This is a genomic window from Actinoplanes derwentensis (genome assembly GCF_900104725.1).
GTDB classification, from domain to species: domain Bacteria; phylum Actinomycetota; class Actinomycetes; order Mycobacteriales; family Micromonosporaceae; genus Actinoplanes; species Actinoplanes derwentensis.
On sequence record NZ_LT629758.1, the window covers coordinates 4,375,189 to 4,398,323 of the forward strand.

Annotated in this window: 17 protein-coding genes; 14 read left to right on the plus strand and 3 right to left on the minus strand. The window is 71.0% G+C overall.

Annotation, left to right across the window (positions count from 1 at the left end; all coding sequences use genetic code 11):
- Positions 1-53 precede the first annotated feature (53 nt).
- The 6 genes from BLU81_RS19375 to BLU81_RS19400 all read left to right on the plus strand — a co-directional run bounded on the left by BLU81_RS19375 (position 54) and on the right by BLU81_RS19400 (position 5,869).
- Positions 54-2,483: a sensor histidine kinase gene (locus BLU81_RS19375; protein WP_231954650.1), complete on the plus strand. Its 2,430-nt coding sequence runs from the start codon at positions 54-56 to the stop codon at positions 2,481-2,483.
- Between the two features lie 47 nt (positions 2,484-2,530).
- Entirely contained in the window at positions 2,531-2,956 is a 426-nt protein-coding gene (locus BLU81_RS19380) for a roadblock/LC7 domain-containing protein (protein ID WP_092557322.1), read from the plus strand.
- 86 nt (positions 2,957-3,042) lie between these two features.
- On the plus strand, positions 3,043-3,372 hold the full coding sequence (locus tag BLU81_RS19385) for a DUF742 domain-containing protein (RefSeq protein ID WP_307833826.1): 330 nt from the start codon (positions 3,043-3,045) through the stop codon (positions 3,370-3,372).
- The gene (locus tag BLU81_RS19390) at positions 3,356-3,955 is read left to right on the plus strand and encodes a GTP-binding protein (RefSeq protein ID WP_092545971.1); all 600 of its coding nucleotides are present in this window, start codon (positions 3,356-3,358) and stop codon (positions 3,953-3,955) included. The genes BLU81_RS19385 and BLU81_RS19390 overlap by 17 nt, the downstream gene beginning before the upstream one ends.
- Positions 3,949-4,908 (plus strand): glycine betaine ABC transporter substrate-binding protein, encoded by a 960-nt coding sequence (locus tag BLU81_RS19395; protein WP_092545972.1) that lies wholly within the window; start codon positions 3,949-3,951, stop codon positions 4,906-4,908. Before BLU81_RS19390 ends, BLU81_RS19395 begins: the two co-directional genes overlap by 7 nt.
- Before the next feature lie 133 nt (positions 4,909-5,041).
- Entirely contained in the window at positions 5,042-5,869 is an 828-nt protein-coding gene (locus tag BLU81_RS19400) for a glycosyltransferase family 2 protein (RefSeq protein WP_092545973.1), read from the plus strand.
- Here the strand turns inward: BLU81_RS19400 and BLU81_RS19405 are convergent.
- Positions 5,778-7,865: a hypothetical protein gene (locus BLU81_RS19405; protein ID WP_231954651.1), complete on the minus strand. Its 2,088-nt coding sequence runs from the start codon at positions 7,863-7,865 to the stop codon at positions 5,778-5,780. The two genes, BLU81_RS19400 and BLU81_RS19405, sit on opposite strands and share 92 nt — an antisense overlap.
- Before the next feature lie 229 nt (positions 7,866-8,094).
- On the opposite strand from BLU81_RS19405, the gene BLU81_RS19410 reads away from it, so the two are divergent.
- Positions 8,095-9,195 (plus strand): glycosyltransferase family 4 protein, encoded by a 1,101-nt coding sequence (locus BLU81_RS19410; protein WP_092545975.1) that lies wholly within the window; start codon positions 8,095-8,097, stop codon positions 9,193-9,195.
- A gap of 6 nt (positions 9,196-9,201) precedes the next feature.
- On the opposite strand, the gene BLU81_RS19415 is transcribed toward BLU81_RS19410, so the two are convergent.
- The gene (locus BLU81_RS19415; protein ID WP_092557324.1) at positions 9,202-10,209 is read right to left on the minus strand and encodes a metallophosphoesterase family protein; all 1,008 of its coding nucleotides are present in this window, start codon (positions 10,207-10,209) and stop codon (positions 9,202-9,204) included.
- A complete protein-coding gene (locus tag BLU81_RS19420) occupies positions 10,206-14,090 on the minus strand; it encodes a hypothetical protein (protein ID WP_231954652.1) in 3,885 nt (1,294 codons plus the stop codon). The genes BLU81_RS19415 and BLU81_RS19420 overlap by 4 nt, the downstream gene beginning before the upstream one ends.
- Before the next feature lie 167 nt (positions 14,091-14,257).
- Between BLU81_RS19420 and BLU81_RS19430 the strand changes: the two genes are divergently transcribed.
- From BLU81_RS19430 to BLU81_RS19460, 7 genes are all read left to right on the plus strand, one after another.
- Positions 14,258-14,776, plus strand: coding sequence for a hypothetical protein (locus BLU81_RS19430; RefSeq protein ID WP_092545976.1), 519 nt, complete (start codon positions 14,258-14,260; stop codon positions 14,774-14,776).
- Positions 14,777-14,881: 105 nt separating this feature from the next.
- Positions 14,882-16,708, plus strand: coding sequence for a hybrid sensor histidine kinase/response regulator (locus BLU81_RS19435; protein ID WP_092545977.1), 1,827 nt, complete (start codon positions 14,882-14,884; stop codon positions 16,706-16,708).
- The gene (locus tag BLU81_RS19440; RefSeq protein ID WP_092545978.1) at positions 16,705-17,583 is read left to right on the plus strand and encodes a sensor histidine kinase; all 879 of its coding nucleotides are present in this window, start codon (positions 16,705-16,707) and stop codon (positions 17,581-17,583) included. Before BLU81_RS19435 ends, BLU81_RS19440 begins: the two co-directional genes overlap by 4 nt.
- A 118-nt stretch (positions 17,584-17,701) precedes the next feature.
- On the plus strand, positions 17,702-20,443 hold the full coding sequence (locus tag BLU81_RS19445) for a fibronectin type III domain-containing protein (RefSeq protein ID WP_231954653.1): 2,742 nt from the start codon (positions 17,702-17,704) through the stop codon (positions 20,441-20,443).
- A gap of 133 nt (positions 20,444-20,576) precedes the next feature.
- Positions 20,577-21,434, plus strand: a complete 858-nt coding sequence (locus tag BLU81_RS19450; protein WP_092545980.1) for a glycosyltransferase family 2 protein — start codon at positions 20,577-20,579, stop codon at positions 21,432-21,434.
- Positions 21,431-22,591 (plus strand): glycosyltransferase family 4 protein, encoded by a 1,161-nt coding sequence (locus BLU81_RS19455; RefSeq protein WP_092545981.1) that lies wholly within the window; start codon positions 21,431-21,433, stop codon positions 22,589-22,591. The genes BLU81_RS19450 and BLU81_RS19455 overlap by 4 nt, the downstream gene beginning before the upstream one ends.
- Before the next feature lie 45 nt (positions 22,592-22,636).
- Entirely contained in the window at positions 22,637-23,050 is a 414-nt protein-coding gene (locus BLU81_RS19460) for a glycosyltransferase (protein ID WP_092545982.1), read from the plus strand.
- Positions 23,051-23,135 lie beyond the last annotated feature (85 nt).

Here is a 23,135-nt window from a genome sequence, read left to right on the forward strand (position 1 = left end):
GACCCACCGGCCGTGACCATGCCTGGCCGATGGTCGACAGAGGAGCTGATCGCTTGTCCGTCCAGGTTCAGGGCGCCGAGCATTCCGAGCAGTCCACGCCGGTCGGCGGGGCTTTGCCGGTCCCCGGCGCCCCCGGGGGCGGAATGTCGGCACGGACCCGCCGGTCGTCCGGCGGCACGATCCGCCGGCGGGTGGTCCGGACACTCGCCCTCCCGGTCGCCACCACTCTGGTTCTACTCGCCATCGTCGCGGTCGGCGAGGTGGACAACTACCGGACCGCCTCGGCCACCGCCCGCGCCGTCACCATCGACCTCGCGGTCGCCGAACTGGTGCAGGACCTGCAGACCGAGCGTGGTCTGACCGCCGGTCTGCTCGGCGGCAACGAGGCCTACCGCACCGAGGTACTGCCCGCCCGCGACGCCGTCGACCTGCGCCGCGACCAGTTGGAGAACCTGATCACCGACGGCGAGGAGGTCGATGACCGGGTCTCCGCCGCGGTGCAGCAGCTGGACGGCCTGGCCGGCGTCCGGGCCGGCACCGACACCGGTTCCGGCCAGCGGGCCGCCACCTTCGCCTTCTACAGCGCCCGCATCGCCGACCTGGGCAACCTCGACTTCGAGTTGGACAGTAACGGCGACGAGGAACTGCGCCGTGGCGCGGCCACGCTGGAAGCGCTCGGCGACATGAAGGAGGCCGCCTCCCAGGAGCGGGCCTTCCTCAACGGTGTCTTCTCCGCCGGCGGTTTCAAGCAGGGCGAATTCCTGCAATTCGTCACCATGCGATCCACCAAGGACGCGGCTCTCACCGCCTACTACCGCTACGCCAACGACCTCGAGCGCGGCTCGATGCAATACCTCCTGGACACCGGCGCGGCCCGCGAGGCGGCGTTCTTCGAGAATGTCGCGCTTCAATCCGGTGACGGCCGGTCGCTGCAGGTCAACCCGCAGTCCTGGTGGTCCGCGCTGACCACCGTGCTGGACGACACGCTGCAGCTCGAACACCACGTCGGTTCGGTCATCTCGGCGCGCGCCACGTACCTGGAGGACGAGGCCTCGGTCCGGATGACCGTGCTGCTCGGTGCGGTGCTGATCTGTCTGGTCGGCTCGATCTATCTGGCCACCGTCGCGTCGCAGTCGGTGGCCCGGCCGCTGACCGTGCTGGCCAACGAGGCCAACCGGCTGGCCAGCACCCAGCTGCCGGACGCGGTCCAGAAGGCCAGCACCGGTGACGGCACCACACCGCCGCCCCCGGTGCTCGTGCCCCGCGGCGCGAGTGTCGAGGTCCGTCTGGTGGCCGACGCCTTCGACCGGGTGCAGGCCACCGCGTACGCCCTGGCCACCGAGCAGGCCACGCTGCGGCGGACCACCGCCGAGTCGATGGCCAACCTCGGCCGCCGCAACCAGAACCTGCTCCGCCGCCAGCTCGGCTTCATCACCAAGCTGGAGCGCGAGGAGTCCAACCCGACCGGTCTGGCGAACCTCTTCGAACTCGACCACCTGGCCACCCGCATGCGGCGGAACGCGGAGAGCCTCCTGGTCCTGGTCGGCGCGGCCAGCCCGCGGCAGCTCTCCGAACCGCTGATGGTCTCCGACGTGATCCGCGCGGCCGTCTCCGAGGTCGAGGAGTACCGCCGGGTCACCCTGCGCCGGGTGGACGAGGCGCTGGTCAACGGCTCCACGGTCAGCGGTATCGCGCACATGCTGGCCGAGCTGATCGAGAACGGCCTGTCCTTCTCCCCGCCTGATCAGGACGTGGAGATCCACGGGCGGCGGATCGGCGGCACCTACCTGATCGCCATCACCGACCAGGGTGTCGGCATGACGGCCGCCGACATGCAGCGGGCCAACGAGCGGCTGCGCGGCGAGGGTGACTTCATCACCGCTCCGGCCCGGTTCCTCGGCCACTACGTGGTCGGCCGCCTGGCCCAGCAGATGGGCATCGAGGTGCAGCTCACGCCGTCGCCGGTGACCGGTGTGACGGCCCGGATCACGCTGCCCGCGGAGATTTTGACCGACCAGCAGAGTGTCGGCTCGCGGCCACAGCCCCCGGCGGCCCGCCCGGCTGCGCGGGCGGTCGAACCGGCCGCGCAGGCCGCACCCGCCGCCCCGGCCGCGCCGTTGCGGATCCCGCCGGCCGAAGTCGGTCAGGCCCAGCCGGTGACCGCCGGTGTCGTCACCGCGGACCGGCCACTACACTCCACCGCCATCGAGTACGTGGTGGTCAAGGACGACAACGCGGCGGCCATGACCGCGGTGCTGGACTTCGGGCCGCCCGGTGACGACGCGCCCCGGACCGCGAACGGCCTGAAGAAGCGGACACCCCGCGCTCAGCGGGCCACGACCCGACCACCGACGGTGTCGAACAACGCGCCGGCCGAGCGGCCGGCGCCGGTCAGTGGCTCGGCGGAGTCGGTGCGGGACCGGCTCAACGCGCTGCGTGGCGGTATTCAGCGCGGTAGTTCTGAAACAGCGGGGTCCCAGTGACAGCCATCCCGAAGTGGCCCCTTGGCAGCAACCTGGAAAGAAGAATGATGAGCGTTGACACGTCGTCGGATCGGCACCAATTCAATTGGCTGCTCGGTAACTTCGTCCACCAGACGGACGGCGTGCGTGACGCCGTGGCGGTGTCCTCCGACGGGTTGCTGATCGCCAGCTCGGACGGGCTGAACCGGGCCGAGGCGGACCAGTTGGCCGCCATCGTCTCCAGCCTGGCCAGCCTGGCCCGCAGCGCCTCCCGGCGGTACGACTTCGACGGCCTCAAGCTCATCATGATCGAGATGCACCGGGGGTTCCTGCTGGTCTCGGTGATAGCCGGCGGCAGCTGCCTCGGCGTGGTGGCCGGCAGCGACTGCGATCTGGGCCTGGTCGGCTACGAGATCTCGCTACTCACCGAGCGCTTCGGTGATCTGCTCACTCCGGCCCTGATCGCAGAGTCCCGGCAACACCTCCCGCGATGAGCAGCCCGTCGTGGGGCGCCGAACCCGGCTCTGTTCCGTACGCCGGGTCACACCGGCCGTCGGGTGGAGGATTGCACTCCGGTGACATGGACGAGGATCCGGTGATCCGGCCGTTCATGCTCACCAACGGGCGCACGCAGCCACTGCACGACAACCTGCGGATCGAGACCCTGCTGCACGCGGCTCCGGCCGCGTTGTCGGCACCACTACGCTTCGAGTCCCGGCGCATCGTCGAGCTCGCGCAGTCGCCGATGTCGGTCGCGGACCTGTCGGTGGCGCTGCGCGCGCCGCTCGGTGTGGTCCGCGTCATCGTGGCCGACCTGATCACCCAGGGCTACCTCAGCGTGCAAGACCAGCCCGAGGAGCTCTCCACCAGTTTGATCGAAAGGATCAGGGACCGTGTCCGGGCGCTCTAGGGAGCCGTCGGCAGCGCACCCCATCGCTGTCAAGATCGTCATCAGCGGCGGTTTCGGCGTCGGCAAGACCACCTTCGTGGGTGCCATCTCCGAGATCGAGCCGCTCGTCACCGAGGCCGAGATGACCGAGAGGTCGATCGGTATCGACGACACCTCCGCGGTGTCCGGCAAGACCACCACGACCGTGGCCCTCGACTTCGGCCGCATCACCCTCGACGAATCGCTGCTGCTGTACCTGTTCGGCACGCCCGGGCAGGACCGGTTCGCGTTCCTCTGGGACGACCTGGTCACCGGCGCCCTCGGAGCGATCGTGCTGGTCGACACGCGGCGGATCGAGGATTCCTTCCCCGCGATCGACTACTTCGAGGAGCACGAGATCCCGTTCATCATCGGCGTCAACCGGTTCAACGGCGCTCAGCGGTTCATCCTCGAGGAGGTCCGCGACGCGCTCGGGGTCAGCCCCGCGGTGCCGTTGATGGAGTGCGACGCCCGCGACCGCGAGTCGGTCAAGAGTGTCCTGGTGGCGCTCACCGAGGAGGTCCTCGCCAAGCGGGCGAACCGGGAGCGGGCGGCGGCATGGTGATCCGCCGGTTCGCCCAGGCCCTGACCGCGTTCGGTCTGGCCGTGGTGGCCGGCTGCGCCACCACCCAGGCCGCCGTCACCCCACCGCCGGGGGTGCCCAGCCCGCCCTCCTGCGGGACGGTGAACCTCGCGGTCAACCCGTGGTCCGGGTCGGCCGCGAACGCCGCCGTCGTCAGCTACCTCCTCAAGGAGGAGCTGCGGTGCAAGGTGAACAGCTACGAGCTGAGCGAGACCGCCTCGTGGGCCGGCTTCGTCGACGGCAGCATCGACGTGATCCTGGAGAACTGGGGTCACGACGATCTGAAGAAGAAGTACATCGACGGGCAGAAGGTGGCCGTCGAGCTGGGCCTCACCGGCAACAAGGGCGTCATCGGCTGGTACGTGCCGCAGTGGATGGCCGACGAGAACCCGGACATCCTCGACTGGCGCAACCTGAACGAGTACGCCGACACGTTCAAGACCACGGCGACCGGCGGGAAGGGGCAGTTCCTGGCCGCCGACCCGTCGTTCGTCACCAAGGACGCCCAGCTGATCGAGAACCTCAAGCTCGACTACACCCTGGTGTACGCGGGCAGCGAGGACAAGCTGATCGCCGCGTTCCGGCGGGCGCAACGGCAGAAGACCCCGCTGCTCGGCTACTTCTACGAGCCGCAGTGGCTGCTGTCGGACATCAAGCTGGCGCACATCCCGTTGCCCCGGTACAAGCCCGGCTGCGACGCCGACGCGGACGCCGTGACCTGCGACTACCAGCCGTACGACCTCGACAAGATCGCCCGTAAGGCGTTCGTCGACTCGGGCAGCCCGGGGGCCGTCTTCCTCAAGAACTGGACCTGGACCAACAACGACCAGAACCAGGTCGCCCGGGACATGACCCAGGGCAAGATGACCGCCGACGAGGCGGCCAAGAAATGGGCCGACGCCAACCGCGACGTCTGGGAGAAATGGCTGCCCTGACGCCCCGCACCGCACGATGAGCAGACCTGGTCAACGGGTCTGCTCATCTGCTTTTCCGGGTGTCCCGGCAGGCTTGTCGTAAGCCTGAATCGCGCCAGAGCCTGGCTTGAGGTAGCGGCCCGAATGTTTGGGCATGACCGCAGCCCCCGCCCTCCGCCCCCTCGCCGCCGTCGCCCCCACGGCGCCCGCCCGCACCGCCCCGGCCGCTACGCCGAACCTGTGGGCGCCGGCCACCCCGAGCATCGAGCTCACCGTCGTCATCCCGTTCTACAACTGCGGCCCGGTCATCGCCCGGACCATCCGCGAGGTCTCCGGAGTGCTGACCGCCGCCGGGATCGGGCACGAGATCATCGCGGTCAACGACGGCAGCACCGACGAGTCCGCGGCCTTCGTGGCGGAACTGCCCGGCGTCCGGCTGATCGACAACCGCACCAACTCCGGCAAGGGCAACGCCCTGCACCAGGGTTTCGCCGCCGCGCAGGGCGCCTGGGTCGGGTTCATCGACTCGGACGGCGACATCGCCGCCCACCACCTCATCACCTACCTGGAGCTGGCCCGCACCGGCGACCACAGCGCCGTCTACGCCGACAAGCGCCACGCCCGGTCGAGCAGCACCGCCTCGAAGTCCCGCAAGTTCATCTCCATCACCTACTCGTCCCTGGTCACCGGAATGTTCCTGCTCCCGGTCAAGGACACCCAGACCGGCTGCAAGATCTTCCGCCGGGACGTCATCGCCCAGCTCCTGCCGCACCTGCGCGAGCAGCGTTTCGCCTTCGACCTGGAGTTCTTCGTCGCCGCGAAGGCCGCCGGCTACCGGGACATGCGGTCCGCGCCGGTGGACGTCGACACCGCCGCCAACGGCAGCACCGTCACCACCAACTCGATCGTCCGGACCCTGCGCGACACCTTCGGGATCCTGCGCCGGCACCGCTCCGGCCACTACCGGCAAGCCGCCGCCTGAGACCCGGATAGAACTCGCGCCGATGCTCCACCAGGCCCGAGATCGTCAGCACCGCCAGCGACAGCACCGACACCAGCAGCCCCACACGTAACCACCGCCACGGCGTGTACTGCACCGTGAAGGACCGAGAACCGGCCCGGACCGCGACAGTCCCGGCGACGGTCGGCCGGGTGACCTGATCCCCCGCCATCCAGTTCGCCGACCACTCCTCCGGCACCACCACCCAACCCGGTGCCCCCGCTTCCACCCGCCAGCGCGTCGAACTCATCCGCCGCAGGCCACCCGACCCGGCTGAGGGAACCACACCGTCACCCACGCCGGACAGCACCGCCTCCGACCCCAGCCGCCCGTCGGCGGCCCAGCCCAGCGCGGCGGTGAGATCCCCGGCGCGAGCGCTCACCACCCGGCCGGTCCCCTCCGCGACCACCTGGTAGACGTCGAGTTCCCCGGTCGTCAGCACCGGGCGCAGATCCCGCTGACGGCTGAGCCAGGCGTACGCGTCGGTCTCCCGCTCCTTGGACAGCGCCACGTACCGCACCCCCAGCGGCGCGATCAGCTGACCGAAACTGCCTGCGGCGCCGGTCGCGATCACCCGGTCCAGGTAGGCCATCCGCTGCGACACCGAGTTGCTCCGCACCGGGCCCAGCTCCGCGGCGTCGCTGCTGAGCACCGGGCGGCGGAAGAACGCGCGGGCCGGGGTGGCCACACTCCGGGTCGCGGTGAACGCGAACGGCTGGTACTGATGCCACGGCAGGAACAGCACCGACTCGTCGCCGGTACCCATGATCTGGTCGGCGGCGTACCAGGCCCGCGGGTAGTGACTCACCTGGACCGATCCGCCCAGACCCCAGAGCAGGGAGGCACCGACGGTGACGTACATGCCGATCAGCGCCGGTGCCGACAGCCGGGCCCCGGCCCGCAGCACCGGATGGTGGCTGTCGCGCAGCGCCCCGGCCAGCGCCTCCGCCGAGACGCCCACCCCCACCGCGTACCCGATCATCGCCAGGGCGACCCATTTCTGCTGTTCCCGCATCGCCTCGAAGAGCGGGAGATGGTCGAAGGCGGCCCGGTACGCGCTGCCGAGCGGGCCGTGCACACCCATCCCGAGCAGCAGGCCGGACACCGTGACCGCGGTCAGCGGCACACCGGCCGCCGGCTCGCGGCGGCACAACCGGCCCAGGCCCCCGAGCACGGCCACCACCAGGATCAGGCCGGGCACCAGGCCCAGGGCCACCGCGGGACTGCTGTCGGAGGCGCCCCGCCAGAAGCCCCGCAGGGTGGCCACCGAGGTCAGGAGCCCGGCCGATCCGGGATAGGTGGCGTACACCTCCAGGTCCTCCCGGCTGACGTCGATGGTCAGGATCGCGCTGGACACGACGACCGCGGCGTACGTGTAGACGCCGCCGGTCGCCACGATCACGATGGCGGTGCGTACCAGGTCCCGGAGCCGGGGCCGGGGCAGCAGCATGATCAGGACCAGGATCGTCGCGCCGAGCCAGGCCGCGTGCGCGGCGGACGAGACGGCCAGCGCGTACCAGCCGGCCGGTCGTGCGGCGAACCAGTGGCCCCGGGTCCGGGCGTGCCGGGCCGAGGCCGCCATCGCGCAGAGCAGGGCCACCGACAGCAGGAACGGCACATGCCCCGCCTGGATCCGCTCGACGACGAACGGGTTGAGGCAGACGAACAGGGCTGCCGGATGACGCCGCCACCGGCCACCGCCGGCGAGCGCCGACACGCCGCCGGCCGCGATCGGGAAGAACGCCAGGATCATCAGCCAACTGGTGGCACCGGCCCCGGCGAGCTGCCGGATCGCGTGGGTGAACAGCCGGTACGGCAGGGCGTCCAGGGCTGCCGGGTCGAGTCCGTACAGGCCGGGGCTGAGCGCCTGATGTGGCCCGGCCACCCAGTCCAGCAGCAGCAGATAGCCGGGGCTGGTCCACGGGGCGACCACCAGGATCCCGGTGAGCAGACCGAGGAGCACGGACTCCGCCGTCAACCGCGCCGGGCGGACGGTTCCGGCTGGGCGGCGCCGTCGGCCGGTGCGTGGCCGCCGGTGGTTCGGCTCGTTCCTCCGCTCTTTTGCCATTTGCCCCATCATCGCCAACTAATGCCGTCCGGGGAGCGACCTTCACGAACCCGGCCCTCACCGCTGCCTCAACCCGGGCCGGGCGCGGCCGATCATCCCGGTCACCGCTGCGTACGACGGCGGCGAACCCGGAGGTCCGATGCGGATTCTGATCTTGAACTGGCGGGACCTGAGCCACCCCGCGGCCGGCGGAGCCGAGGTCTACACCGAGCAGGTTCTGCGCCGCTGGGCCGCGGCCGGCCACCGGGTGGTGCTGTTCGCCGCGGCCGTCAACGGAAAGCCAGCGACCGAGATCCGTGACGGTTACCGCGTCATCCGGGCCGGCAGCCGGTTCACCGTCTACCGGGAGGCGCGGCGCTGGTGGCAGCGCCACGGCCGGGGCAACTTCGACGTCGTCATCGACGAGACCAACACGGTGCCGTTCCAAGCCCACGAGTGGGTGGACGACGGCACCCGGACCATCGCCCTGGTCCATCAGACGTGTGAGGAGATCTGGCACGTCAACGCCCCGCCGCTGCTGGCCCACCTAGGCCGGCACCGGCTCGAACCGAACTGGCTGCGACGACTGGGCCGCAGCCCGATCCTCGCGGTCTCCGAGTCGACCCGGGAGTCCCTGGCCCGGTTCGGGGCACACGACGTGACGGTGGTGCCGGAGGGCTACGCTCCGCCGGATCCGCTGCCCCGGCCGGCCAAAGAGACGCGGCCGACCGCGGTGTTCTGCGGCCGGATGGTGCCGTACAAGCGGCCGGACGACGTGATCCGGGCGGTCGGGCTGGCCCGTCGGCGGATTCCCGGCCTCCGGCTCTGGATGATCGGTGGCGGGCCACTGCTGGACCGCCTGGCCACCCGGGCGCCCGGCTACACCGATTTCCTCGGCCGGGTTCCAGAGGCCGAGAAACACGAGCTGATGGCGCGGGCGCACGTGCACCTGGCCGCCAGCGTCCGCGAGGGCTGGGGTCTGGTGGTCACCGAGGCCGCCGCACTCGGCACCCCGACCATCGCGTACGACGTACCGGGCCTGCGCGATTCCACCCGGGCCGCCGCCGGGGCCGTCGTCGCGCCCCGGCCGGAGGCGATGGCCGGGCTGCTGACCGAGCTGCTGCCCGGCTGGTTGCGGCAACCGCCGGAGCCGCTGCCGTACGGTGGTGCGCTGTCCTGGGACGAGGTCGCGGCCACGCTGCTGACGGCCGTCGACCGGCATGCCCGGGCGCCTCGTCATCCGGTGCCGGTCGCGGCCTGACCGCGCTCAGGTGCAACGGGCCGTGCCTTCGTCCAGCACGGCCCGGTTCGATTCCAGGGCGTCGAACTTCCAGCTGTACGAGTCGGTGCGCAACGTCAGCACGAGCACACCGTGGTAGTCGTACTCGGTGAACTCGGCGGTCGGCTCGCCCTCGGGGACGGGGTCCTCCGGCCGGTAGTGCGCCTGTCCCCCGGTGCCCACCACGAACTGCCGCACCCCGCGCTCGTCGGCGCGCCCGGCGTCGTTCAGCGGGCCGAACCGTTCGTACTGCGCGTCGTGCCCGGACAGCACCAGGTCCACCCGGTTCGTGTACAGGGTCCGGTACAGGGCCGCGGTCCGGTCGTCCGCCCCGGCGATCCCGGACGACCAGCGCGGATGGTGCCAGGCCGCGATGACGCACCGGCGGCTGTTGGCGGCCAGGTCGGCGGCCAGCCAGGTCTGCTGCGGCGACCCGGTCCCGCAGCCGCCGGTCACGATCGAACAGTTGGAGTTCAGCACCACCAGATGCCACTGCCCGATCTGCTCGGACCAGTAGCCGCGGGGGTCCCGGACCCGCTCACCGAAGTAGGTGAGGAACGACGACGCCTCCGGCGCCTTGTACTCCTGGTTGCCGAAGACCGGGACGGTACGGTCGCGCAGCCGTCCGTAGGAGGGCCCGTAGACCGTCCGGTACGCCTCGACGGTCGGCACCTCGTGCTGCAGGTCACCCAGGGCCAGCAGGATATCCGGGTCGGCGGCGACGGCGAGATCGGACACCGCCTGCTGGCGGCACCGGTCGCCGGTCTCCCGGGTGGACCGTTTCATGTCCGGATCGGTGGGATCGCAGGCCATGTCGCCGACGGCCACCACGGTCACCTCGTCGGCACCGGCGAACCGGCGGCTCAGCGGCCACAGCAGAAGCACCGCCAGTGCCACGACCAGTGCGAACGCGACCCAGGCGTACCGGTGCCGGCGGGCCCACCGCATCCGCTGCCGGGACGGCGCGCCGAGCAGCAGCCGCAATGCCTTGATCATCGGCGCCACCGCCACCGGCGTCGGCGCCGGGCCCTCACCGCGGCCGGCCGGCCCGGCGGGAGTCTCCGCAGGTACATGAACCCGATCGAGATCCCCACGGTGGCCGGCAGCAGGTAGAACGCGTAGCGCGACAGCTGGGACGGGCCGTAGCGGATCTCGAAGGAGCCACCGGCCGGCACCGTCCAGCCGCTCATCCACCCTTGCAGGGTCACCTTGGTCCCGCCCTCGACCCCGGTCATCTGCCAGCCCGGAGCGGCGCTCTCGGTCAGGGCCAGGACGGTGGAGCCGGGCGCGGTGATCAGGCCGGAGTACCAGGCCGGGTTGCGCCGTTCCCAGTCCACCGTGGAGGTGGCGGTCCCGGTGCCCTGGTCCCGGACCAGCACGACGGCCGAGGACGACGCCACCGGGCGGATCCGGACGCCCCGGTACTCCACCTGGGACTGCTGTTTACCGGCGAGATCACGCAGCCCGTACAGGTAGAGGCGGGCCTCGACGGTGTCCGGGTCGGGCGGTATCAGCGCCTCGTACGGCGTCCAGCCCTGGTAGACGGCCACCGCCGGCAGTTTGCGGCACAGGTCGGGGCCCCGCAGGTAGAGACAGAACTTCGGGTTCCGGAGCGCGACACTGCGGGCCTCCATCGACAACTCGTACAGCGACGCCGATCCGAAGTCCTCGACCCCGGCGCCGATGCAGGCGAGGTGACTCACCGCCTTGAGCGTGTACGTGGTCTCACCGTCCACCCCGATCTGCGACTCCGCCTCCAGCCCGGCCTGTTCGGCACTCTGGTCGTCGTACCGGTAGCAGTCCTCCAGGGGTTCGAAGGGGGTCAGCACCGAGCCGGACGGCCCACCGGCGACGCTGAGTTCGTGCTGTCCGGCGGTCAGGTCGACGCTGGTCTCCGGTACCGCCGGGGGCCACACCTCGTGGTTGCCGACCTCCTCCAGCGCCTGCACCTGGACCGTGCGGTACTCCACCACGGTCTTGGGCGCCAGCCGCCGGCCCACGTCGGCGTGCAGGATGATCTCCAGCGATCCGTCGGATTCGATGGTCGTCGCCCCTTCGAACGGGGTCCAGTCGTTGTTGAGCGTCGCCCGGGCCGCGAGTTCACAGCCCGCGGTCCCGGACTGCCACAGGCAGATCTGCGGGCGGGCCCCGGACACCCGCCGGTACTCCAGGCGGACCCGGAAGGTCTGGCCCGCCTTCGCGCCGTCGACCACGACCCGGCTGCAGGCGGCGTGATCGGCGGCGCTCAGCCGGATCGTGGAGCCGGTCACCTCGCCGATGAGGCCCAGTTCCTTCCAGGGCCGGGGTTCGTACTCGTTGCAGTCGAAGACCGGGCTGAACCCGCTCACCTTCGCCGGTTTCGCGGCCGCGGCCAGCAGCGAGACAGTGGTGGCCGCACCGACCGGCACCGGCGCCGGGTTCGGCACGTCGAGGGACACCATCCGGCGGCTGCCGGTCCGGAGCGCGAGGACCTCCCGCCCGGCCGGCAACGGCACCTCCAGGTCCGGGCGGCGGGAGACGATACGGCCGTCCACCCGTACCGACGTCGGATCCTCCAGCAGCAGACGGTTCCCGGCGATCCGCGGCATCAGGACCGGCGCGGCCCGGGCCCGCTGGGCCACCGTGTAGCGCCCGCCCGGCACGTCGATCGTCGTCATCGGCGACCCGGTGTCCACCGCCGGGACCGGCCAGTGCACGACATCGCCGGTCACCGTCGCGGTGTCGTCCACCCGTGGGCTGGTGGTGGCCTCGCTGGTGTCCACGCGTGCGGCTATCGCGGTCCGCGACCCGACCGTGCCGAGGACCGCCGCGCCTGCCTCCGGCCGGGCCGGGGCGTCGAGCACCCGGTCGTACGTCCGGACGGTCGGGCTGGTGCCGGAACCGACCCGCCACACCTGGAGCAGGCCGTCGACCTCCAGTTCCGCGCCCGCCACCCGGGCCATCGCCGCCGACAGCACCCGGCCGTCGGCGAAGTTCCGGTTGGGCAGGCCACGCACCAGGTCGTGCCGGACGATCACCCGGCTCGCCCCGATCGCGTCCAGCAGCCGCGGGACCGGGGCCAGGTCACCGGCCAGCAGCGCGCTCTCGATCAGCCGCAGGTTGGCGGCGAACCCCGGCACGTCACCGAAGTAGCCATCCGGTTTCGGTTGCACCACCGGATGCTTGATCAGCAGGTTGGCGATGGTGTCCGCGCCGAAGAACCCCCAGGTCGTGGGCATCTGGTAGTAGTCGTCCAGAGGCAGCACGAAGACCTTGCCCGGCCGGGGGTCGGCGTCGATGTGCTCGGCCACGTCCCACCACTCCTGCGCCACCCGCACGTGCATCGAGGGCTGGGTCGGCCGTTCGTCGGGCATCACCCCGCCGGTGTACAGCGGGTACGGGTAGGCCAGCACCAGCAGCACCGGCAGCGCCGCGGCGGCCTTCTGGACCGGCAGCCGGCGAAACCGCAGCAGCAGCCCCTCGACCGACACCGCGAGCATCACGCCGAAGAACGAGATCAGCAGCTGGCCCAGCTTGCTCATCGGCTCGCGGAACAGCCAGAACCCCGGCGCGTGCAGGTAGAGCAGCAGATTGAGGTCGCCGAAGGGTGGGCGCAGGCCCTTGGCCAGGAACACGAACAGCAGGATCACCAGCAGCAGCCCCAGGGTGGCCCGCCGCAGCCGTCGGGCCGCCACCAGCGGTGCCAGGAAGACCAGCGCCGGCAGCAGGTAACGGATCCAGATCCACCACGGCTCGTCCAGATCGGTGGCGAACGGCAGGTACTGCGGCAGGAACCAGGCCCAGTTCGCGACCATGGTGAGGATGTTCGGCGGCAGGTTGTTCACCTGTGACCAGGACCAGTTCGTCGGATCGGTGAAGGTGGCGTTCGCGGTGGCCCCGCCCCCGCCGGTGAAACTCTGCGCCAGCGGCAGCAGCCACCACAGGTTCAGGCAGAGCGCCCAGGGGATGGCCGCGACGAACCATTTGAGCAGGCGCCAGGCGGCGTGCCGGCCCATCAGCAGGGCGGCCAGCAGCGGAGTGCCGGCCACCGCCCACGCGTAGGCGACGACGAGCATCGGCGGGTTGAAACTGAGGAACGACGTCGGCATCAGGGCGAACCCGGCGATCGGGGTGGGTACCCGCCGGCCCAGGGCCACCCGCATGGCGACTCCGGTGATCAGCGCGACCGACCCCACCGAGATGACGTTGAGCGGGTTCGGCAGGCGGGTCAGGAAGAAGCCGTTGAGCATCCCGAACGCCCCGGCGACCACGATCCCGGCCGGGCTGCGGACGAACGCCCCGGCTAGGTACGCCACCCCGAACCCGACCAGTCCGTAGATGCACGTGTAGTAGAGCCACTGGGCGGAGTACTCGGTGAGCCCGGCGTACCGGCACAGCCGGATCAGCAGGAACTCGAAGGCCCGGGCCATGGTGTACGCGGCCGAACCGGCACCGGTCGCCTGATGGTTCCACGACCAGGCCATCTCCGGTTCCCACCCCCGGCGGATGAACGCGCCCATGTCACCACCGGCGATGAACGTCCCGGTCCGGAACCAGCGGCTGACGATGAACACGTCCAGCGCCAGCACCAGCAGGTAGGGCCGCGCCGCCAGCAGCGCCGGGCGCACCGGCAGGTCACGTGCCGGCAGCCGCCGGTGAGCGCGCAGCCCCAGCAGGCCGAGCGGCACCGCCAGCGCGGTGAGCGCCAGCCCGGCCAGGACCGTGTAGAAGACCAGATCGGTGTAACCGAACGAGTGTGCCGGGCCGCAGGCCGCGAAGAGGACGACGGCCAGCCCGATCACCGGACGCCACAGCCGGTCCATCGCCGCGATCGGGAACCGGCGCCGGTGGCGGGACACCGGCCGGCTGGGCTGGTCCCCGGCGACTGGGAGCGGCACGGCATACCTCCGACATCTACCTCGAAACCTCCCATCGGCGGCTCGCCCGATCCGCTGAGCGGCCGAACCCCGAAGGCGAGTTCAAGCAGTTCAAGACCGGCTCAGGACGGGTGCAAGGTTGTCCGGCAGCCGTTCCCTTCCCCGGCGGGGTACCGCAGTCTCATCTCATGCCGATCGCCACCGTCACCCGCCGCTTCGCCGCCGTTCTTCTGCTGGCCCTGGGCCTGAGCTGCGCGCTGCTGCTTCCCGCGACGCCCGCCGGCGCGGTGGCCGGGTCCGACCGGCTGGTCCTCAACTGGGAGGCCGACGGTGCCCGGCTCAACGTCGTCGGCGCCGGTTACCGCGCCCGGGACCTGGTCGAGGTCCGGCTCGGCAGCAGCCCGATCCAGCAGGCCCGGGGTGACGAGAACGGCCGCATCGAGGTGACCGTTCCGGAGACCCTTCTCGCCGCCGGTACCTCGGGCAGCAGCATCGTGATCTCCGGCCGCTCGGTCTCCGGCACCTCCCGCATCCTGATCTCGGCGGTCCCGCCGAAGGCCGCGGCGCACGGCCCGTCCGACGTGCTGCCCTGGACGGTCGGCGCCGGCACCCTCGTCATCCTGCTGGCCGGGTTCTGGCTGCGCCGCCGCGCCGGGTCGCCGGCCGCCACGGCGCCCCGCGGTTACCGCCGCCGGCACGCCGCCTGAAACCGGACCGCACCCGAGAACCACACCGTCGCGCTCTCCGGCCTCGGCACGATCAACATCCGGGCTCCGGCCCGCGGCGTTGTTCCAGCCCGAAAGGTCTCGTATATGGGTTATGAAGCGCGAACACTCGTCGAGGCGATCACCGGTCCCGCGGCGATCACCGACCCCGACGGACGTGTACTGATCGCCAACCAGCGGTGGACGGCACCGGGCGGCGATCGTGAGCTGTACCCGCCCGAAGGCGGATTCCTCGGGGCCTCGCCGGGCCAGTGCGGCGCCCACCGCGGCGTCCTGGAAGCGGTCTGGCACGGCACCCCGGCGACCCCACCGGTCCGGCTGACCTGCCGGTGCGGCCCGAACGAGCGGGACCTGCAGGTGACCACGCTGACCGACGGCGACGGCACCGAGCACCGGCTGGTCACGGTGACCGCCGACGACGCCGGCAACCGGTTCCTGACCCTGCTCAGCCATGAGGCGCGGACCCCGGTGACCACCGTGGTGGCGGCGGTCGAACTGCTCCGGGCACAGCCGATGGAACAGGGCCTGCGGGAGATCGTGGACGCGGTCCACCTTTCCGCCCAGGCGATGGAGACGCTCATCGACCGGATGCTCGACCTCGGCAAGCTGGAGGCCGGCCGGCTTCGGCTGGCCGACGAGCCGGTCGAGGTGGAGAAGCTGCTGGCGGACGTGGTGCAGCGGCTCCAGCGGGACGCCCGCGGTAAGGGAATCCTGTTGCTGGCGGCTTCCGCGCCGGCGATGTCGCCGTTGATCCAAGGCGATTTCCAGCGGCTGCACCAGGTTCTCGACGCGGTCGTCGGGAACGCCGTCAAGTTCACCGCCGACGGCGAGGTGGTGGTGCTGGCCGAGACCACCGGCGACGAGATGTACGCGGTGACCGTGTCGGACACCGGCCCGGGGATCACCGAGTCGCAGCGGGCCCGGATCTTCGAGCCGTTCACGCAGGCCGACTCTTCACGCAACCGCAGTCACGAGGGCGCCGGGCTGGGTCTGGCCCTGGCTTCCCGGTTGGTCGCCGAGATGGGCGGCACCATCGGGGTGCAGGAGTCGCCGGGTGGCGGCGCACTGTTCCGGATCCACCTGCCGTTGCGGCCGGTGGCGCACACCGGGCGCGCCGCCCGGCCGCTGGACCGTCGGCGGATCGCCGTGGTCGCGCCGTCGGACCGGTCCACCCGGGCACTGTCCTGGCTGCTGGCCGGCGCCGGAGCCGACGTCGTCCCGGCCGACTTCGCCACCGTGACCGCTCCCCTGCCGGGCGTCGACACCGTCGTCTGGTGCGACGACGCGCACGATCCGGAGGCGATACGGCGCACCGACCTGGTCGTCAAGGCTGTCGGCCCGCAGGGCCGATCCCTGATGATCAGCGCCACCGACCCGCGGACCGGGGTGGTCCGCAAGCCCGGGGTGCTGACCGCGCCACTGGTGAGTACCCGGCTGATCGCCGCGCTGAACCAGGAACGGACCGGGGTACGCGGCGCTCCGGTCACGGTTCCGCCGTTGTCCGGTGGCCGGGTGCTGCTCGCCGAGGACAACGACGTCAACCGGACCGTGTTCCGCCGCATGATCGAGCTGATGGGTGTCACCTGCGACGCCGTCCCGGACGGGACCGCAGCGGTCGAGGCGGTGCTCAGCGGCACCTGCTACGACGTGGTCCTGATGGACGTCCAGATGCCCCGCACCGACGGGCTGGAGGCGACCCGGCGGATCCGGGCGGCCGGGTCTCGTACCCCGATCCTGGCTCTGACCGCGACGGTGTCGGCGGACCGGGACGAATGCCTGGCAGCCGGCATGGACGGGCGCCTGAGCAAACCGATCACCCTGCCCGAGTTGCGGGCGGCACTAGCCCGTTACCTGGAGCACGCCGACCCCGACCTTTTGATCTCTCCAGTCCCCGCAGGGGTGATGGTCCGATGACCCGCCACCAGGAAGGCTCCGCGTTGAAACAGGACGTCGTCACCGTCGGAACGGAACTCGCTGCGCTCCGCATCGAACTGGAGCGGGAACGCCAGCACAACGCGGACCTCCAGCGAACCGTCGAGCGGCTGTATCAGTCGGTGGCCGAGCTGCGCACCTTCGCCCGCGACGTCAGTCACGACCTTAAGGCCCCGCTGGCCGGCGTCTACGGGTACGCCCAGCTCCTGGAACATCTGGACGTCGGCTACCCCCATCCGCCCGGATACGACGAGTACGTCTCGGAGATCAACCGGAGTGCCGGACGTATGCGGCAGCTCATCGACGACGTGCTGACCTACGCCAGCACCGAGGACGCCCGGCTGCGGACCGGCCCGATCGACCTGGGAGCCCTCGTCGACGATCTGGCCACCGACGCGCTCAGCTTGACCACCCCCGTACCCCGGATCACCCGCGACGCGCTGCCCGTCATCCGGGGGGACCACGGCATGGTCCGGCGGCTGATGGAGAACCTGCTCGGCAACGCGATCAAGTACGTGCCGCTCGGGGAGGCCGCGCAGGTGCACGTAGCCGCGCGGGCCGTCGGGGACGGCACGGTCCGGATCGAGATCAGCGATCAGGGCATCGGCATCCAGGCCGGCCAGCACGAACTGATCTTCGAGGAGCTGCACCGGTCGCTGCCGGAGGCCTATCCGGGCAACGGGCTCGGCCTGGCCATCTGCCGCCGGATCGTCCGGCGGCTCGGTGGTGTCATCGCCGCGGACCCGCACTACCAGGACGGGGCACGGATCTGGCTGACGCTGCCGCTCGAACCGGCGCCGGAGGACGGATTCGCCGTCGCCGGGCCCGAACTTGACCGTACGCATACCCACGTTTGAGCTGTTCTTGAGGTTGCCGCCGATAGTCAACCCGGCAAGTGGACGACAGAAGATGAGGGCACCAATGGACATGCGGCGACTACTCGCCTCGGTCGGCACCGGAACGGTCGCGCTAACGATGACGACAGTCGCCATCCCCACGGCCGCGTACGCCGTACCCGCTGTACCGAAGAACCTGACCGTAGCCAGAACCACCGAGGACGTGCACAAGATCCGCGTCGGCTGGAAGGCCGTCGAGGGCGCGCAGAGTTACACGCTCGACGTCATCGCCGGTGACGTGGAGAGTGTGCTGGAACTCCCGGCGACGACGACCGAGTACACGATCGACAACCCCGACCCGTGCACCGCTTACAAGGTGCGGGTCGGTGCGGTCGACGCGACCGGAGCCGGAGCCAGCACCGGCTACTTCTCGTTGCGGGCGCTGACGCCGAGCGCCGTGATGGGCATGACCCCCGGCCGGACCGACGAGGGCACCACGGCCACCGCCGTCTGGCGCGCCCCGGCCTGGACCGGGTACACGCCGCTGACCGGCTACCGGGCCGTCTTCGTCCGGCTGTCCGACGGCGCGGTCCTGGCCGATCAGACCAGCACCGACACGTCGTTCAAGTACTCGGGCATCGACGCGTCACGGGCCTACACCCTGGCCGTGACCACGGTCAACGAGTTCGGGGCCTGCACGACGGCCAAGTCGCTGCTGGACCGGTACCGGCCGGCCGACCCGACCGATCTGGTGGTGAAGCGGCAGGCCAACGCGCCGGAGACGGTGCAGATGTCCTGGAAGGCACCGGCCACCGGGCCGCCGCCGACGTACTACCAGGTCGGTTACGGCACCGAGAAGGTCACCAAGACGGTGCGCGTCGAGGCGACGGCCACCTCCACGACGGTGGCTCTGGCGACCGACAAGAAGTGGGTCGTCGAGGTCAAGGCGTACAACGACAACGGTGGCAGCAGTGCGGTGACCGGGTCCGTCCCGGTCTGGGAGGCCCCGGCCGTGACGCCGACACCGGAGGTCACCCCGACTCCGACGGCGTCGCCCGTTCCGGGTGAGGACCGGACTCCGCCGACGATCACCACGACGCTGTCGCAGAAGGCCGTGAACGGCTGGTTCCGCACGCCGGTGACGATCAGCTTCGTCTGCGCCGACGACAGCGGGGTGGTCGCGTTCTGCCCCGCTCCGGTGCTCGCCGACACCGACGGCGCGGCCCAGCGCTACTCCGGCACCGCCCGGGACGGCTCCGGGAACACCGCCACCACCACCCTGACCCTGAAGATCGACCAGAAGGCGCCGACGATCACCGGCACCGTGCTGGGCGACCGGAACGCCGCCGGCTGGTTCGCGGCGGCCCCGACGGTCCGGTACACCTGTGCCGACGAGACATCGCTGATCTTCACCTGTCCGCCGGAGACGGTGATCAACTCGGAGGGCTCGGGCCAGCAGATCAGTGGCATCGCCCTGGACAAGGCGGGCAACACCGCCACGTCGACGGCGATCCTGAACGTCGACCGCACGGCCCCGGTCATCACCGCGACCGTCACCGGCACCAAGGACGCCTCCGGCTGGTACCGGACCACGCCGACCGTGCACTTCACCTGCACCGACAAGACGTCCGGGATCGCGGTCTGCCCGGCACCGACCACCCTGACCAACGACGGGACCGCGCAGACGGTCACCGGGACCACCACCGACAACGCCGGCAACACGGCCACCACCAAAGTCACTCTCGACGTCGACCACACCGCACCGGTCGTCACCGCGACCGTCACCGGGGACAAGGGCGAATCCGGCTGGTACCGGACCGCACCGGTGGTGACCTTCACCTGCACCGACGAGGCCTCGGGTATGGCCGTGTGCCCCGCACCCGTCACCCTCACCACCGACGGCGCGGCCCAGACCGTCACCGGGGAAGCCGTCGACAGCGCCGGTAACACGGCGACCGCCAAGGTCGTCCTCGACGTCGACCACACCGGCCCGGCCATCATCGCGACCGTGGCCGGCACCAAGGACGCCTCCGGCTGGTATCGCACCGCACCCGTGGTGACCTTCACCTGCACCGACGAGGCCTCGGGCGTGGCAGTGTGCCCCGCGCCGAGCACCCTGACCGCCGAAGGCGCGGCCCAGGTCGTCACCGGAACCGGCACCGACAACGCCGGTAACACCGCCACCACCAAGGTCACCCTCGACATCGACCACACGGCGCCGGTCGTCACCGCCGCGGTGAACACCACCCCGGACAGCAACGGCTGGTACCGGACCGCACCCACCGTGACCTTCACCTGCACCGACGAGGGCTCCGGCGTGGCAGTGTGCCCCGCACCCACCACCCTGACCGCCGAAGGCGCGGCCCAGGTCGTCACCGGAACCGGCACCGACAACGCCGGTAACACCGCCACCACCAAGGTCACCCTCAACGTCGACCACACGGCGCCGGTCGTCACGATCGCCGGAGCCGTTCCGGGAACCGTTTACGGCCCGGACGCCCCGCCCACCGTCTCCTGCCTCACTGCCGACGCGGGGTCCGGGGTGGCCGTCAGGTCCGCGATCACCCGCACCGAGAAGCGCGGACTGATCACGGTGATCTGCGCCGGGGCGGTGGACAAGGCGGGCAACGCCGCGACCGCCGTTCAGATGAGCTACAGCGTCCGGCCGACGGTCGAGTGGCTCATGACGCTGACCCGCAAGTACGCCCCCGGAGCTTCGGCCACGGTGCTGCGTCAGCTGGAGAGCGACCTGAACAACGGCAACACCCTGGCGTACGTCATCCGGGTGTCGTTGTTGACCCTCGGCAACAAGCCGGCGCTGACCTCGGCGCAGGCGTCGACGCTGGCCAAGTGGGCGACGGAGCTGGCCTCCTACCGCTGACCGAACGGCACGACCGAACCGGTGGACCGGGACTTCACAAGTCCCGGTCCACCGTCGCATTGACGCCTCGGGGTGACCGGACCTCCGCCATACTCGGTGTGATCATGTGGCTACTCGCACCGGAGGCACCGTCATGACCCGAGCACCGGCGATCTCGGTCGTCGTCCCGGCCTACAACAGCGCCCCGCTGCTCCGCGAGTTCCTCGACTCCCTCACCGCCTCGGGCCACCGGGACTTCGAGATCATCGTGAACGACGACGTCCGGTCCTCCGACGGCACTCCCGCGCTGGTCGGCGAGTTCCAGAGGCGCGGGCTGCGGGTGCGGTACCTCAAGGAGAACCGGTCGATGGCCCAGGGCCGCCGGCGGGGCGCGGCCGAGGCGACCGGTGACATCCTGCTGCACCTGGACACCGACATGACGGTGACGCCGGGGCTGCTCGGCGAGTGCGCCGCACTGCTGGCCTCACGGTACGACGCGCTGGTGATCCCGGAGGAGTCGTTCGGCACCACGTTCTGGGCGCGGTGCAAGTGGCTGGAGAAGAAGTGTTACGACGGTGTCACCCAGATCGAGTCGCTGCGCTGCCTCCGGCGCGACGTCTACGAGAAGCTCGGCGGGCACGACGAGCGGATGGTCTTCTCCGAGGACAAGGACCTGGACCTGCGGGTCCGCGCGGCCGGGTTCCGGGTCGGCCGGACCCGCGAATTCCTCCGGCACAACGAGGGCGCGCTCCGGCTCACCCAGACGCTGCGCAAGAAACTCGGTTACACGCATACGGCTGACGTCTTCGCCGAGGTGCACCCCGAGGCGTTCCGCTGGCAGATCAACATCCTGCACCGGTTCGCGCTCTACCTGCGCAACATCCACTACCTGAGGACCCACCCCCTGTTGTACGTGGGGATGTGGGTGATGAAGGCCGGGGAGTTCGGGTTCGCGGCGATCGGACGGCTGCTGCGGTACCTCCCGGCCGCCCCGCGCGTGGTGCACCCGTGACCCGGATCGCCCACGTCATCGCCGAGTTCTCGGCCCGGGAGGCGATGGGGCGGACCGTCGCCGAGATCACCCGGCGGGTGCCCGGCGACCATCATCTGATCACCACCGGTGTCGTCGACGGCGGTCAGGCCTTCACCACCACGCACGAGCTGGGCGGTTCCCTGGAGTCGTTCCCCCTGGGCCGGTCGGCACCGCTGGCCGCCGCGCTGGCCGGGATCCGCCCCGATCTGATCCACGTGCACGCCGGGGCGCTCGGTCCTTTCATGGCCCTGCATCCGGCGCTGCGGCCCTACCCCAAACTACTGACTGTGTACGCCTGGCCGACGCTGCCCGGACCGGGGGCCTGGCGTCGCGGCACCCCGGCCGAGATGTGGTCCTCCAACGTCCTGCGCCCGCGAGTCGTGGCCACTACGGCGCTGCCGTCCCGGGCGGCGGTCTCGGCACTGCGCCGGGCCGGTGTCACCACGGTCCTCACGCCGGATCCGCGGGTGTCCACCCGGCTGACCGGGCCGGGCGGGCCGCACGTGATCCGATACGCGTGCGGCGCCACCGACGACGACCGGCGCGCCCGTTTCGACCGGGAGTCCCCGGTCATCGTCTTCGCCGGCCGCGCCGAGTCGGTCCGCGGCCTGGACACGCTGCTCGACGCGTTCCGCACGGTCCGCGGGCGGGTGCCCGGCGCCCGGCTGCGGCTGCTGCTCATCCCCCGGCCCGAGCTGCCGGCCATCCTCGCCCGAGCCGGAGCGGCCGGGGACGCGATCGAGGTGGTCACCGAGCCGGTCGCGGATCTGCTCGGCGAGTTCGCCGCGGCGCAGGTGGGCACATGGCCGTTCAAGTTCGACTACACCACCTCACCGCCGGCGATGGCACTGGTGGAGGCGATGTCGATCGGCCTTCCGGTGGTCGGCACCGACGTGGCCTGCGTCCGCTCGGTGCTGGAACCCGGGGTGAACGGCCTGTCGGTCCGGCCGGCCGACCCACCGGCACTGGCCCGCGCCCTGAGCACGCTGCTGACCGACGAGAGCGCCTGGCACCGCTACGCGCAGGCCGGCCGCGAATCCGCCCGCGACCGGATGAGCTGGGCGCGGGCGGCGGAACTGACCGAGGCCGCCTACCGGGCGACGATCGGGGCCCGGACGTCCTTGCCCATGCCTTGACGCCGGCCAGACCTTCCGTTGAGGTTCGGCCCGCATGCTTCTCCCATGACGATCTCACCGTTCACCGCCACCGCCACCGCCGCCACCACCGCCACCTTCGTCCCCGGCCCGGGCCGCACCGGAGTCGACCTGACCCTCGTCCTGCCGATGCACGGTTCGGCCACCGCCCTGCGCTACGTCGTCGGCCGGCTGATCGAGGCGCTCTACTCGCAGTGCATCAGCTTCGAGATGGTGGCGATCGCCGACATCGACGGAGTTCCGGCCGCCGAGCTGAGCGACCTGCCGCTGACCCGCTACATCCGCGCCGACCGGCAGGACCCGGACTCGTCGATCACGACCGGTCTCGCGATGGCGTCCGGCCAGTGGATCGGTGTCCTGGACTTCGACGACGAGATCGACCCGTACGACTTCATCGAGCTGCTGCACCAGGCGCGCGAGCGCTCCGTTTCCCAGGTGTGACCGTGCACGGTCAATGTTCCGGGCCCAGGAACCTACGATCTCCGACGGGCCCGCCGATGAGTCCGCTGCCTTGATCCCCCGACCG

What these genes read in the sequence shown, in the direction of transcription:
- BLU81_RS19450 (WP_092545980.1), top strand. Translation starts at nt 20,577, where the DNA reads ATGACCCGAGCACCGGCGATCTCGGTCGTCGTCCCGGCCTACAACAGC.
- BLU81_RS19400 (WP_092545973.1), top strand. Translation starts at nt 5,042, where the DNA reads ATGACCGCAGCCCCCGCCCTCCGCCCCCTCGCCGCCGTCGCCCCCACG.
- BLU81_RS19380 (WP_092557322.1), top strand. Translation starts at nt 2,531, where the DNA reads ATGAGCGTTGACACGTCGTCGGATCGGCACCAATTCAATTGGCTGCTC.
- BLU81_RS19440 (WP_092545978.1), top strand. Translation starts at nt 16,705, where the DNA reads ATGACCCGCCACCAGGAAGGCTCCGCGTTGAAACAGGACGTCGTCACC.
- BLU81_RS19395 (WP_092545972.1), top strand. Translation starts at nt 3,949, where the DNA reads ATGGTGATCCGCCGGTTCGCCCAGGCCCTGACCGCGTTCGGTCTGGCC.
- BLU81_RS19410 (WP_092545975.1), top strand. Translation starts at nt 8,095, where the DNA reads ATGCGGATTCTGATCTTGAACTGGCGGGACCTGAGCCACCCCGCGGCC.
- BLU81_RS19445 (WP_231954653.1), top strand. Translation starts at nt 17,702, where the DNA reads ATGACGACAGTCGCCATCCCCACGGCCGCGTACGCCGTACCCGCTGTA.
- BLU81_RS19430 (WP_092545976.1), top strand. Translation starts at nt 14,258, where the DNA reads ATGCCGATCGCCACCGTCACCCGCCGCTTCGCCGCCGTTCTTCTGCTG.
- BLU81_RS19435 (WP_092545977.1), top strand. Translation starts at nt 14,882, where the DNA reads ATGGGTTATGAAGCGCGAACACTCGTCGAGGCGATCACCGGTCCCGCG.
- BLU81_RS19460 (WP_092545982.1), top strand. Translation starts at nt 22,637, where the DNA reads ATGACGATCTCACCGTTCACCGCCACCGCCACCGCCGCCACCACCGCC.
- BLU81_RS19385 (WP_307833826.1), top strand. Translation starts at nt 3,043, where the DNA reads ATGGACGAGGATCCGGTGATCCGGCCGTTCATGCTCACCAACGGGCGC.
- BLU81_RS19415 (WP_092557324.1), bottom strand. Translation starts at nt 10,209, where the DNA reads ATGATCAAGGCATTGCGGCTGCTGCTCGGCGCGCCGTCCCGGCAGCGG.